13 protein-coding genes and 1 pseudogene are annotated in these 13,011 nt (G+C 56.8%); 3 read left to right on the forward strand and 11 right to left on the reverse strand.

Annotated features, from left to right (window positions below):
* Window positions 1-151: 151 nt before the first annotated feature.
* From groL to ABS758_RS13855, 7 genes are all read right to left on the reverse strand, one after another.
* Window positions 152-1,798 (reverse strand): chaperonin GroEL, encoded by a 1,647-nt coding sequence (groL, locus tag ABS758_RS13825; RefSeq protein WP_350383822.1) that lies wholly within the window; start codon window positions 1,796-1,798, stop codon window positions 152-154.
* 37 nt (window positions 1,799-1,835) lie between these two features.
* Complete coding sequence (locus ABS758_RS13830; RefSeq protein WP_350383825.1) at window positions 1,836-2,123, reverse strand: co-chaperone GroES; 288 nt, start codon at window positions 2,121-2,123, stop codon at window positions 1,836-1,838.
* 62 nt (window positions 2,124-2,185) lie between these two features.
* A complete protein-coding gene (locus ABS758_RS13835; protein WP_350383828.1) occupies window positions 2,186-2,734 on the reverse strand; it encodes a hypothetical protein in 549 nt (182 codons plus the stop codon).
* A 304-nt stretch (window positions 2,735-3,038) separates the two neighbouring features.
* Entirely contained in the window at window positions 3,039-3,557 is a 519-nt protein-coding gene (locus ABS758_RS13840) for a YjaZ family protein (protein ID WP_492304516.1), read from the reverse strand.
* A 474-nt stretch (window positions 3,558-4,031) separates the two neighbouring features.
* Window positions 4,032-5,045: a tyrosine-type recombinase/integrase gene (locus ABS758_RS13845; protein ID WP_350383834.1), complete on the reverse strand. Its 1,014-nt coding sequence runs from the start codon at window positions 5,043-5,045 to the stop codon at window positions 4,032-4,034.
* Window positions 5,038-6,015, reverse strand: coding sequence for a tyrosine-type recombinase/integrase (locus ABS758_RS13850; protein WP_350383836.1), 978 nt, complete (start codon window positions 6,013-6,015; stop codon window positions 5,038-5,040). Before ABS758_RS13850 ends, ABS758_RS13845 begins: the two co-directional genes overlap by 8 nt.
* Window positions 6,012-7,262 carry a site-specific integrase gene (locus ABS758_RS13855; RefSeq protein WP_350383839.1) on the reverse strand — a complete coding sequence of 417 codons (1,251 nt, stop codon included), beginning with the start codon at window positions 7,260-7,262 and terminating at the stop codon, window positions 6,012-6,014. The genes ABS758_RS13850 and ABS758_RS13855 overlap by 4 nt, the downstream gene beginning before the upstream one ends.
* Window positions 7,263-7,490: 228 nt before the next feature.
* On the opposite strand from ABS758_RS13855, the gene ABS758_RS13860 reads away from it, so the two are divergent.
* Window positions 7,491-7,736: a type II toxin-antitoxin system Phd/YefM family antitoxin gene (locus ABS758_RS13860; RefSeq protein ID WP_350383842.1), complete on the forward strand. Its 246-nt coding sequence runs from the start codon at window positions 7,491-7,493 to the stop codon at window positions 7,734-7,736.
* Entirely contained in the window at window positions 7,733-7,996 is a 264-nt protein-coding gene (locus ABS758_RS13865; RefSeq protein WP_350383844.1) for a Txe/YoeB family addiction module toxin, read from the forward strand. The genes ABS758_RS13860 and ABS758_RS13865 overlap by 4 nt, the downstream gene beginning before the upstream one ends.
* Window positions 7,997-8,626: 630 nt before the next feature.
* Here the strand turns inward: ABS758_RS13865 and ABS758_RS13870 are convergent.
* A complete protein-coding gene (locus tag ABS758_RS13870; protein WP_350383847.1) occupies window positions 8,627-9,535 on the reverse strand; it encodes an ion transporter in 909 nt (302 codons plus the stop codon).
* A 588-nt stretch (window positions 9,536-10,123) separates the two neighbouring features.
* On the opposite strand from ABS758_RS13870, the pseudogene ABS758_RS13875 reads away from it, so the two are divergent.
* Window positions 10,124-10,240 (forward strand): annotated as a pseudogene (locus ABS758_RS13875) (BrnA antitoxin family protein); the annotation flags it as partial.
* Between the two features lie 15 nt (window positions 10,241-10,255).
* On the opposite strand, the gene ABS758_RS13880 reads toward ABS758_RS13875, so the two are convergent.
* The 3 genes from ABS758_RS13880 to ABS758_RS13890 form a co-directional block, all read right to left on the reverse strand.
* On the reverse strand, window positions 10,256-10,828 hold the full coding sequence (locus tag ABS758_RS13880) for a YceI family protein (RefSeq protein ID WP_350383850.1): 573 nt from the start codon (window positions 10,826-10,828) through the stop codon (window positions 10,256-10,258).
* 323 nt (window positions 10,829-11,151) lie between these two features.
* Window positions 11,152-11,502 (reverse strand): arsenate reductase, encoded by a 351-nt coding sequence (locus ABS758_RS13885; protein ID WP_350383852.1) that lies wholly within the window; start codon window positions 11,500-11,502, stop codon window positions 11,152-11,154.
* Between the two features lie 216 nt (window positions 11,503-11,718).
* The gene (locus ABS758_RS13890) at window positions 11,719-13,011 is read right to left on the reverse strand and encodes a TRAP transporter large permease (RefSeq protein WP_350383855.1); all 1,293 of its coding nucleotides are present in this window, start codon (window positions 13,009-13,011) and stop codon (window positions 11,719-11,721) included.

Raw genomic sequence — 13,011 nt, forward strand, 5'->3', positions numbered from 1 at the left:
TTGAATTGCTCATCGTACTTCGTCATGAAAAACACCCCAAAGGTTGGATCGGTGTCCAACTTTTGGGGTGCAGTTCACTTGGCGGGGTTTGCTTTTAACCGGTAACAACCGGCACCGAAGTGCCGGTTGCGGCAGGGTTGAGCAAGATGGCTTAGAAGCCGCCCATGCCGCCCATGCCACCCATGCCGCCCATGTCGGGCATGGCGGGGGCCGGTTTGTCTTCCACGATTTCGGCCACAGCAGCTTCGGTGGTCAACAGCAGACTGGCCACAGACGCAGCGTTTTGCAGCGCGGTGCGGGTCACCTTGGTGGGGTCGATCACGCCTTGTTCGACGAGGTCGCCGTACTGGCCGGTGGAGGCGTTGTAGCCGTAATTGCCTTCGCCTTGTTCAACGGCGTTGACGATCACGCTGGCTTCGTCGCCGGCGTTGCTGACGATGGTACGCAGCGGGGCTTCGATGGCACGCAGCACCAGCTTGATGCCGGCTTCCTGGTCGACGTTGTCGCCCTTGACCTTGGCCACAGCAGCCTTGGCACGGATCAGTGCCACACCGCCGCCCGGGACGATACCTTCTTCGACGGCAGCGCGCGTGGCGTGCAGCGCGTCTTCGACACGGGCTTTCTTCTCTTTCATTTCGATTTCGGTGGCAGCACCGACACGGATCACGGCAACACCGCCGGCCAGCTTGGCCACGCGCTCTTGCAGTTTTTCACGGTCGTAGTCGGAGGTGGCTTCTTCGATCTGGGCACGGATCTGCTTGACGCGTGCTTCGATGTTGGTGGCCTGACCGGCACCATCGATGATGGTGGTGTTTTCTTTGGCGACTTCGATGCGCTTGGCTTGGCCCAGCAGCTCGAGAGTGGCTTTTTCGAGGGACAAGCCGGTTTCTTCGGAGATCACCGTGCCGCCCGTGAGGATGGCGATGTCTTCGAGCATGGCTTTGCGACGATCGCCAAAGCCAGGCGCCTTGACGGCGGTGGTTTTGAGGATGCCACGGATGTTGTTGACCACCAGGGTGGCCAGGGCTTCGCCTTCGACGTCTTCAGCCACGATCAGCAGCGGACGGCTGGACTTGGCCACTTGCTCGAGCACCGGCAGCAGATCACGGATGTTGCTGATCTTCTTGTCAAAAATCAGGATGTACGGATCTTCCAGGACGGAAACTTGCTTGTCCGGGTTGTTGATGAAGTAGGGCGACAGGTAACCGCGGTCGAATTGCATGCCTTCGACGACGTCGAGTTCGTTGTCCAGCGACTTGCCGTCTTCGACGGTAATGACGCCTTCTTTACCCACTTTGTCCATCGCGTTGGCGATGATTTCACCCACGGAGGTGTCGCTGTTGGCGGAAATGGAACCCACCTGGGCAATGGCCTTGCTGGTGGTGCAGGGCTTGGACAGCGCGTGCAGGCTGTCGACGGCGGCCAGGACGGCCTTGTCGATACCGCGCTTCAGGTCCATCGGGCTGATGCCGGCGGCTACGTACTTGAGGCCTTCTTCGACGATGGCCTGGGCCAGCACGGTGGCCGTGGTGGTGCCGTCACCGGCGTTGTCGGAGGTCTTGGAAGCAACTTCCTTGACCAATTGTGCGCCAATGTTTTCGAACTTGTCTTTCAGTTCGATTTCTTTGGCAACAGACACACCGTCCTTGGTGACGGTGGGGGCGCCAAACGAGCGATCGAGAACAACGTTGCGGCCTTTGGGGCCCATGGTGGTCTTGACGGCGTTGGCCAGGATGTTGACACCACGCACGATACGTGTGCGGGCATCATCACCGAAATAAACTTGCTTTGCAGCCATGTTGAAATTCCTTGGTATAGATGAGCAGTGTGGAGGCTTACAGGATCACGGCGAGGACTTCTTCCTCGCGGATGACGAGGACTTCTTCGCCATCAACCTTGACAGACTGGCCGGCATATTTGCCAAACAGAACCTTGTCGCCCACTTTCAGGTCGACGGGGATGACTTTTCCGTCTTCGGTCTTTTTGCCGGGACCAACTGCCAGGACTTCACCCTGATCGGGTTTTTCAGCGGCGCTTTCAGGGATGACGATACCCGAGGCTGTGGTGCGCTCGTTGTCCAGACGCTTGACGATCACGCGATCGTGCAAAGGACGCAGTGCCATGGAGGAACTCCTGTTCGTAAAGAGAAATTGAAAAATGCGGGAGTCGGCGCATGTGTTAGCACTCAACCCCATCGAGTGCTAATTATAGAGATGATCTCGGGGATTTCAAGAGGGAGGGGTAGGGAAGTTACATTTGGTGAGGGATGTTGTCGAACGCCACTGAGGTTTGAACTTCCGCCGCTCAGTTTTGAACTCCGAAAAATGGCTATTTGCAGCACTGGCACGGGTTCCCAACCGAAAACGGGGTTGAGGTGCGGTTCAGAATTTTGTTCGTATCGCTGCTCTATGTAGTCAATGGGCTGGTGAATGCGGCCGTCTATTGCGAGGGCGCGTTCAAGCTGAGAGGACTTAGAGAAATCAATAAAGGCGTCGACCGTTGTCCCGGTGAATGGGACGGACTCACGTCGTGCCGATACTGTTTCGTGCGCACAGATAAGAGCCGCATTGCCAGCGTTGAGAGAGAACTTTCCCCCTCTAACACGGCAGATCTCAAGCGTTCCATACAAACCGTTCCCTTGAAATTTGACAGCATTTCTGGTCGCCCCAGATTTGAACGACTCAAGAAGTGCGTCGACATCATTGTCGATCTCTGGCTTGCCTTTCAGAAACATGGCGGGAACACCATTTCCGGCGTCAGCTAGCCGCGACCGCTGCAGGCCTGGCGTATCCCGATCGGAGGCCTATCAGGGGCGAAAGGTGAACCAAACCGCGATCACGACCGTTGACTCAAACAATGAATGCGCAATGATTTTCACCGCTTTTTCATTGAAAAATTAATTTGAATCAGTTAAGATTAATTCAAGCGCAATAGCTGGTGAGTCTTCGACAATAGCGCTTGCCGCCGAGCAATCGGTACTGCCAAAAGCGGTGGCAACGGAATCCAGACTACGGGGCCCCTATGGGGCCTTCGTTTTTTTAGCGGCGAGGTTTTTGAGGCTTGACACCGTCCAGGGTGAGCTCAATGAGTCTAGTGAAGCGAATCTTGCCTTGCCCTGGCTGAGGCTTTGACGGGCTAAACGGGTAGGCGCTCTGTACGGTCAGCAAGACGCATGGTCCATCCTCGGCTTTCCACTTCTTCACATTGAAGAACACGCCGTACAGCCGAGCATTTCCCTCTTGGTCAGCCGTCTCGACAACCACATAGTTATCGGCTTTGGCGAACTGGCAGGCAGAAGAGGCCAGCCCTCTCACCAGTGCGGGCAGCAGCTTGGATAGCTGATACCGATCAGAACAAAACGCGCGAGTTTCCCGTTCATCTGAATACGTGTCAGCAGAGGGATCTGCCATTGCTGCATCTTTGGTGAAGCAATGCATCGCGAAGGCGACCGCGATTGTCACGGCGCCGCGCTCCAGCTCGAGTGAGAAACGGAACGGGTGCAAGTGGTTGAGGGGATAGAGCTCCCCTGCCGCATTCCTATGCGGCATCCATCTCATCAGCCCATGGTTCCAATTGACGCCCACCACGCCTCCTTTCGCGAAGCAGTATTGAACCACAGACGGAAAGTGTGATCACCTGACGGCTAACTGTTCATAGCCAGACATCCATGACCTGGTCCCACCGGGTTGTGGATGCCGGCGTCATGGTTTTCGCATGCCAAGTCGAAAGTCAATGTTTAGCCTCATGCAGGTCATACGGGACCGAAAAGGCGATGTGAATGTTGTCGTGGCCTTCAGGATTGATGCACTGTAGCCTGTTTCGCTTCGCTCCATGAATAGCGCTTTCAACAAGGAATAGCGGGAGAATCCTCAGGATCAGAGTGATCTTTCGACCGTCTGCTTTGGGTCGCTATGCAAAGCTCTCCATAGCGACCCCTATGCGCAGGTCGCAACTATGCACAGTTGATCTGGTGCGGATGACGCCGGCCCCTATGGCGGGGAACCCTGGGAGGCGGCGATTTCTGCGCATAGTTACAGGGTCTGCAGGAATCGCATGAGCGAGTCGGGCGCCTTGTAACGGCCCATCTTGGTGTCGGGTTCTTTTAGCCGACCAAGCGCCTTCTCCTTCATCGCGAGGTCGGCTTCGACGTAACGATGGGTGGTTGTCGTGCTCTCGTGTCCGAGCCATAGAGCGATGACGTTAAAGGGCACGCCCGACTGAAGCAAGTGCATGGCGCTCGTGTGCCGCAACGTGTGGGGTGAGATGCGTTTCTTCGAGAGGCTGGGCTCGTGCACGGCTGCCCGCGCCACGGCGAGATCCAGTCGCTGCGCGACATTGGATCTGGACATTGCCTGCCCGTCTCGGTTTGGCAACAAGGCGGCATCGCCTCGCAAAGTCGGGTTCAGTCGCAGCCAGGATCGGATCTCCACGACTGTGCGGTTCCACAGCGGAATGGATCGTAGCTTGCGCCCCTTGCCGTGCAGATGAACGCAGGCACCACCCTCTAAGACAACATCCACCACGCGAACGCCAATGATCTCCGAGACGCGTGCGCCCGTGTTGTAGATCATGGCCAGTAGCAGATGATCGCGCTGCGATGACCAAGTCGTGCCAGGCTGACCGAGCACCGCCAACATCTCCTCTCGGGTAAGAAAGCCCAGCATCGGGCGTTCGAATCGCTTCATGGGCACCGCCAGTGCCCGCTCGATGTCGTGCAGCGAGGTCACGTCGCGGCGAGCGGCGAACTTCAGAAACACGCGCAACGCTGTAAGTCTTAGATTGCGGCTACGAATCGCGTTCTTGCGCCCGTACTCCAAATGATCAAGAAAGGCCAAGATCAGCTCGGGCTGAACGTCGGCAAGTCGCATCGCCGTTGGCGTCTTGCCTAACTTGTGACTGGCGAAGTCCAAGAACAGCATCAACGCATCTCGGTAGCACGCCACCGTGCGAGGACTGAGGGCCCTTTGAGCGACCAGGTACTCGGTGAAGAACTGCTGGATCAGGGCAGCGAACGACGGCGGCTTCGGTGCGATGGCCTTATGCATGATTGACCTCCGCCTGCGACATGAACGACTCGAAGCGGCCCGCAGCCTGTGCCATCAGCTCAGGCACGGCCGAGAGGTACCAATAGGTGTTGGTCACCATCGCATGGCCGACGTAGGTCGACAGCGACAGCATGGCCTGATCGATGTCCACGCCTGTGGCTTGCCACTGCAGGATGCGGTGCACGACAAACGTGTGACGCAAGTCGTGGATGCGCGGGGCATGATGAGTCCCGCGGTTACGCCCACCCAGTTGCTGGCGCAGCTCCTCGAAGACGCGATGGACCTGCCGGTCTCCTAGCGGCAGGCCTCGCTGCCGACCTCTTGTGCCGATGAAGAATGCGCCATCTTCGGCAGCGGGTTCGCCCGCCAGATCGCGCTTCCGGCGATAACGACGCAAAGCATCCACAGTGCTGGGGTGCATGGGCACTTGGCGCGACTTGCCGAACTTGGTCCGATGGATCCTGAGCATCCCGGCATTAAGGTCAACATCCAGGTTGCGCAGCGACAATGCTTCGCCGATGCGCAGCCCGGTCGAGGCGATCAGGCCGAACAACGTCTCAAAGACGGTGCCGCGCAGCCCAGGCGCTGGCCCGAGCCGACGCGCTGCTGCCAGCAGATCGACGATCTCCTGTTCGCTGTAGATGTGTGGCGCCTGTCGCTCAGGAAGACTTCCGAAGATCGCGTCGGTGGGTACTTCGGTGCGCGGCTCGAACTGCTGCAGCCAGCGCGCAAACGTGCGCAATTTCTTTAGCCGTCGGGCCCAGGTATGGGGGTCACTGCTGGCGTGGCTGTCGTGCCGAGCCCAGTCGGCCATGACCTCCGTCGTTAGCGGCCCACGGTGGCCGACCGCTCGGACATGGCGTGCAAAGCTTCGCAAGCTATAGCCATCGTTGCGGTCAGAGAACCCCAAACGGCGGCGTTCGACCAGGTACTTCTCGACGTGCGAGGACAAAGAAATGGAGATACTCATGTCGCGCTCCCCGGCCATGGCAAGGCAACTTCAGCCAGCTTGCGACTGTCGAGCTTGGCGTAGATCATCGTGGTGTTTAGTGAGCGGTGTCGCAGCACATCGGCCACCTCCTTTAACGACGAACCAGCGGCCAGCAGTCGGTTGGCCATCGTGTGGCGAAGCAGATGCGAGCGCGTGTATGGCAATCCGGCGCGCTCATAAGCCTGACGGATCGTCTTGCGAACGAGATCGGGGCCGATCGGTTCATCGCGAGGCGCCACAATGCGCACGAAGACAGCTCGGTTGCTAGTCATGGGCCGCTCTTGCTTCAGGTATGCCGCGATGGCCTCGCCGGTGGCCACTGGCAGTGGCAGTACATCCTCGCGCCGACCCTTGGTACGGCGTAGCGTGATCGTGCCTGCGCGCCAGTCGATATCGTTCAGAGCGAGCCGAGCCACCTCTGCACTGCGAAGGCCAAGATCCAGGGCGCAGCGCACAATGGCATCGGCGCGCCGCATCGAGCGGCCCGGTTGACCAAGAGAACCTACCAGCTGCTCAACCTCTTCTGTCGTCAACGACTTGGGCAACGAGGACAGCGACCAGTTGGCGGGGTAGGAGACGGCTCCGACCAGACCGTGAACAAGATCGCCAAGCGATGCCCGGTAGCGAAAGTAGCCTCGTAGTGATGCCACCACCGACCCGGCACTGGCGGGCTTACTGTAAAGCTCGGCTTGCTGTGCGAAGAAACGCCGGACATGTTCGGGACTGATCGCTGGGATATCGATGGCACCGCCACCGAAGCGCGCGGCGAGCAGCCGCCCGACAATACGCAACGACATGTCCCGGGTCTTGGGTGCCAGGCCACGCACTTGCTCCAGGTAGTGGTCATAGCGGATCAGTTCCGCCTCCACTGGCGTGGAGGCGACGGCCGGTGGCGCAATGGCACCATGCACGCGAAGCACAACAAGCAGGTGGCCCAACGCCGCGCTGTGGTCCCCGCGGTCGTGGCGCGTGGGTCCAGAACACTTGCAATTGGGAAGATGACTGTCGAGGAACTCGGTGATCGCTCCTTCGTCGATCCGGGGCAGTCGCAGGCGTCTGCTACGCGCCCAACGCGCAAAATGTGTGATGCCGGCAACATAGCTTGCGACCGTGTGTTCAGCGTACCGGCGTTCGGTCAGGTACTGCTTGAACGCATCAACGTATGGTCCAATCGGCCCATCAGCAAGACGGTTGATGTCCATGTGTGATTGACGAGGAATTCTCATGGTGATCTCCAGAAGTGAAGTCACCAGTGCACGCCTCAGCAGAAACTATGTCCAGATCGCCATCGACCAGTATCTATATGCGCCGCACCAATCCTACCGAAGCCCCGTTCGCGTCCAACCTCCTGCACATAGTTGCGACCTGCGCATAGGGGTCGACTTCTGACAAGCACCACTGTGCTTGACTGTGCGTACGTAAAAACGTACGATACAGTATTTAGGAGATGTACCATGTCCACAACAATGACTGCGACCGAGGCACGTGCCAACCTCTATCGCCTCATCGACCAAACAGCCGAGTCTCACCAGCCGATTCGAATTGCCGGCAAGCGTTCAAGCGCGGTACTTATCTCCGAGACAGATTGGGATGCCATCCAGGAAACCCTGTATCTGGCTTCCGTGCCGGGCATGCGCGATTCCATCAAGAAAGGGATGGCAGAACCCCTGGGAAGCAGTGCCAAGGAGCTTGATTGGTGACTTGGCAGGTCGTCTACGCAAATGCAGCGCTCAAGGATGCGAAAAAGGTTGCTGCGGCTGGCTTCAAGACTAAGGTGCAAACACTGATTGGAATACTGGAGGCTAACCCGTTGCAAAACCCGCCGCCTTATGAAAAGCTGGTCGGTGATCTCTCTGGTGCCTATTCCCGCAGAATCAATATCCAGCATCGATTGGTGTATGAGGTGTTCGTCCAGGAACGTATCGTCCGTGTTTTGAGAATGTGGACGCATTACGAGTAGCCACTCTGACAGTCTGAGCGATCTGTTGAAGCGATTCGCCCTTACGCCAGCGCTCCCACATCAGGGCTTTCTGGCTTTCTGTGTAGTAGATTCGAGGCATCTGCTTCATCTGCGACACTCCTTCTGCTCACGTAGCGTCTAGTATGTTGCATCCACCGGTTGAATCCGCAGCCGAAAGTAGCCGTTCATGCTGATCCATTCGGAAAGTTTGAAACTTAGCGGCGGAAAGTCCGGAAAGTTCAGAACTCAACGACCAGGTTGGTCGAGAATCAATGGTGGTTTCTCTGCAACTTGCTGATTTAAAAGAAGTGGTGATTCAGACCTCAGTGGCGTTCGACATGAGTTCTGAACTTCCGCCACTCAGTTCTGAACTCCAAAAAACACCTAAAGCGAGTGCTGATACGGGCCCCCGGTCAAAAATGGGACTGAGGTAGGCTTCAAGAAAACCTTATTTTAGTGGTTTTCTAGGCTTGGATGCTCTTTTCGGGGCAGACCAGCTATGTTGACTGCTTACGGTTGAATCCGCAGTCGGATGTTGCCGCTGGCGTTAGAGTCCCTTTGGGTAGAAGTGACGCTCCCCCAGCCGGCGTTGCCTCATGACTTGTTGGAAATAGGCAGTCGCGTTGGGGGCTATTTCCCATCTTGGGCGAACGGAGGAAGCTTTGTGCCGCAATTTCGGCAAAACTTTGCCGTTTCATCCAGTCCAGTCGTAAGGCATTCAGGGCATGTACGCGTATTCAGTCGGATAATGAATCGTTGAGCGGTCATTTCCGAGCTGATGATTCCGGTAGGAACAGCGAGAATGCTCCATCCGACAAGCATACTGATTGATGTGATCGCCCTTCCAAGATCCGTCTGGGGCGTTATATCTCCGAAGCCAACAGTCGTGACGGCGGTGATGGCAAAGTAAACTGAGGTGGGGATGCTGCTGAAGGCAGAGCCGGGACCGCCTTCTATTACATAAAGCAACGTGCCATTAACAATTACAATTATTGCAACGACCGACAAAAATATAACAATCTTGCGCTTGCTGGCCAATAGAGCGTTGCCCAGCATCGCGTACTCTTCCATGTAGGCAGCAAGCTTCAGAAGCCGGAAGATTCGTAGCAATCGCAACAGACGCAGGTCGAAGAGAGCGTGCAGTTCTGGGATGAAAAAAGCAGCATAACTGGGCAGAATGGCCAAAAGGTCCACTATCCCGTAAAAGCTCTTTGCGTACCTTAACGGGTGTTTCACGCAGGCCAGCCGGGCGATATATTCAATAGTGAAAGCAACGGTAAAAAACCACTCGAAAGCCCATAAGCTTGCACCATGCCGTATGTTTATCGTGTCAACGCTATCAAGCATCACTACTGTCACACTGAGCAATATCATTGCGATCAACACAAAATCGAACCACCGGCCAGCTCGCGTATCGGCTTCAAAAATAATCACGAACAAACGGTCGCGGAATCCCGACTCCGGCTTGCCAAAATAAGTTGCCCCATCTGACTTGACCGACGTCCGCGGTGGTCTACTATTCGGTACTTGAGTATTCATTTATGCATTTCCGTCAACAGTTGGCACTATTACAACGCCGCCAAAGCGCGAATGTGCCACTATATCTCCTCCTGAATTCCCATCTCAACAATACGGCTGGGAGTGACTCGACAGAAAATAAGAAAGTTGCAATGGCTCATGTAGCACCTTGTTGTGCTTCAAGTTATGCAATATCGCCGGTGGGACGGTGCCCGGTATTATGCTCATGGCCGTATCCCCGGCATACGAGGACGCCCCCACCAAACTTCTTGCACCGCTTTTAGCCTTTCACTTTTTCGATCATGTGATTAATGACGTGGGTGTGTTCACGGTGAGGACTAAACATGACGATGTCGGCGTCTACCTCCACCTTTACGTTATGTCCCGGCGGCCAGTAAAAAAGATCATTCGCGCTCACTGTCTCTTGCACGCCGAAACCAGCCGTTCATGCTGATCCATTCGGAAAGTTTAAAACTTAGCGGCGGATAGTCCGGAAAGTTCAGAACTCAACGACCAGGTTGGTCGAGACTCAATGGTGGCTTCTCTGCAGCTTGCTGATTTAAAAGAAGTGGTGATTCAGACCTCAGTGGCGTTCGACACCCAAAGGTTGCCGTGACGATCCGCTACGACGAGGCTGTGATCGACGCCTTCAAGGCTGATGGTCCAGGCTGGCAGGCTCGGATGAATGAGGTTCTGAAGAAAACTGTGTCCAGGAAGCACGCATAGGCAGCAAAACCAGCCTTATTGCTTGATGGCCTCGATTTGTATTTCCAGCCGAACAGAATCCGGGATGCCGGGTATCCCAAAGTTCATGCCCCACTGGCTGCGCTGGATCGTGGCCTCGAAGTCGCCGCCACAGACGTCGCGCTGGATGCGTTTGTTCGTATAGCAGTTGAAGTGGCTGGCTGTCAGTGCCACTGGCTGCTGAACACCCAATAGTGTCAGCGTGCCGCTCAGGCCGGTGACTCGATCTCCTTCAAAGGTGAAGGCAGAGCTTTCGAAACGGGCCGTTGGAAAGGCACCGGTATCGAAGAAGTCCTTGGTGCGCAGGTGCTCGTCGAAGCCGGTTGAGCCGCTGTTGATCGAGTTCATATCGATCACGATGCTGGCCTGCCCCTTTTGGGCGGCCTGATCCAGCTGGATGCTGCCGGTGACCGTATCGAAGCGCCCGCGGGTGGTGGATGTGCCGTTATGCACAACCGCGAAGGTGACAAAGCTGTGATCCGCTTCGACCACGTAGGTGGCATTCTGGGCCTGAACCTGAAAGGCCAATGTCGAGAGCCCCAGTAGGGTCGCAAAGAGACGTGTGCGCATGAGGAATCCCCTCTAAGAAGAACCGAACCGAGATGGCGATTGCTATCGATAAATCCGATTCTGTCAGTGTATAGGAACGGCTCGCTGGTGCCGCATGCTGAAGATGCTTTTGTTGATTGGGATCAAAGAGTTCTCAAATTGACAGGGTGCCGCTTGGCGGGGCCGCACAAAAAGATCCAGTCCACTAATGTTTGGTGTGGATCTGCGCGGGGTGATTGCCAAGGTCAGATGCCAAGGGATTTGGGTGGTAAGCCCCGCATCGTGCAGGCAGCTCGCTGCGGCAATCGTCCCGACGAGATCGTCAAGATGGTTTGCCGCCGCGATCAAAGCCCGAAAATCGTTGCATAGCGCTCGGGCTTGAAACCCACTTCAATGCCGTGCGGTGTTGTCAGTACCGGGCGCTTGATCATCGTTGGCTCTGCGACCATCAGGTCGATTGCTCTGGCGTCATCCAGATCGTTGCGTACTGCTTCTGGCAGGGCACGGAACGTCCTGCTCGCCTTGTTCAGCACCTTGTCCAGGCCTGCTTCGGCAACCCATGCCGCGACTTCGGTGCGGGTGATGCCCACAACGCGATAATCGTGGAATTTGAAATCAACGCCCTGCGTATCAAGCCACGTGAAGGCCTTCTTCATCGTGTCGCAGTTCTTGATGCCGTAGATGGTAACCGTCATATTGGATTGCTCATTCTTGAAGTGTGGATCTTTTCTTGGATGCTCATGGTGTGCGCCGTTGGCTCGGCTGTGGTTGTCAGCCAGGAGCGTCGTGCATGGCAACCAGCGCACGCGTCGAAGTGGTTGAGTCCGCACAGATCAAACCTTAAAAAGGACAGATCGTGCAACTTCTGAATCTACCATGCGCGCAGTGGCAAGCCGCTTGTTGTTATCGGCTTACCCGCCCCCCATGCTGGGCAGCAGCAACGCGATCTGCGGGAAGATCACCACCAACGCCAGGCCCACCAGCCCCAGGCCGGCGTAGGGCAAGGATCCAATCAGCACATCGCGGATGGTGTAATCCGGGCGCAGGGCCTTGACGACAAACAGGTTCATCCCCACGGGTGGGGTAACGGCGCCGATCTCCATGTTGATGACCAGAATCACGCCAAACCAGACCAGATCGATTTGCATCGCCACCAGGCCGGGCAGCAGGATGGGTACGGTAACCAGGATGGCGGCCGAGGCATCCATGAACATACCCAAAACCAGGTAAAGCAGGTTGATGGCAATCAGAAACTGCCAGGGTGCCAGCTGCAGGCCTTCCAGCCAGGTGGCAAAGTCTTGTGGTACGCGCAAGAGCGACAGCGTGTTGCCAAACACCCCTGCGCCAGCAATCAGCATCAGGATCATGCAACTGGTGACAACGCTGTCGCGCACGGCGTCGATAAAGCGCTGCCAGGTCAGTGTGCGCTTGAAGAATGTCGTCAGGATGAAGGCGTAGATGACGCCCACGCCGGCGGCTTCGGTGGGTGTAAACCAGCCGGTGTAGATGCCGCCCAGGATCAGGGGGATCATGAACAGGCTGCCCCACATGCCCCAGGTAAAGGGCACGTGTTCGCGAGAAATCGAGACCTTGCCGCCGCTGCGCTGGTTTCTGCGCCAGGCCCAGTAAATGGAGTAGAGGCAAAACATGGCGGCCAGCATGATGCCGGGAAGCACACCGGCCATGAACAGCTTGCCAACGGAAGCGTTGGTGACCAGTGAATAAAGAATGAACGAGATGCTGGGCGGGATCAAAATCCCCAGGGTGCCGGCAACGGCCACGACACCGGCTGCCATGCGCTTGTCATAGCCACGGTCGCACATCTCGGGGACGCTGATTGAACCGATGGTGGCGGCGGTGGCGGTGGATGAGCCGGAGATTGCCGCAAAGATGGCGCTGGCCACGGTGGCGGCCACAGCCAGCCCGCCAGGCAGGCGGCCAACGATCCGCTGTGCAAAATCAAACAGATCGCGCCCGGATTCTCCTTTGAGCATGATCTGCCCCATCAGGATATAGAGCGGGATGGCGATGATGACAAAGGAGTTGAGGTCGGTATAGGCCAGTTGCGCCAGGGCAGTCATTCCGGGATCAAAGCCGATGGTCAGCATGTAGCCCACCGTGCCGCTGATCAGCAGTGATACGGCAATGGGAACCCCGAGAATGAGCAATACGCCCAGCGAAACCAATGTGAGTGTAAAGACCAT

The sequence above is a fragment of the Castellaniella sp. FW104-7C03 genome (genome assembly GCF_040276085.1).
GTDB lineage: Bacteria > Pseudomonadota > Gammaproteobacteria > Burkholderiales > Burkholderiaceae_B > Castellaniella.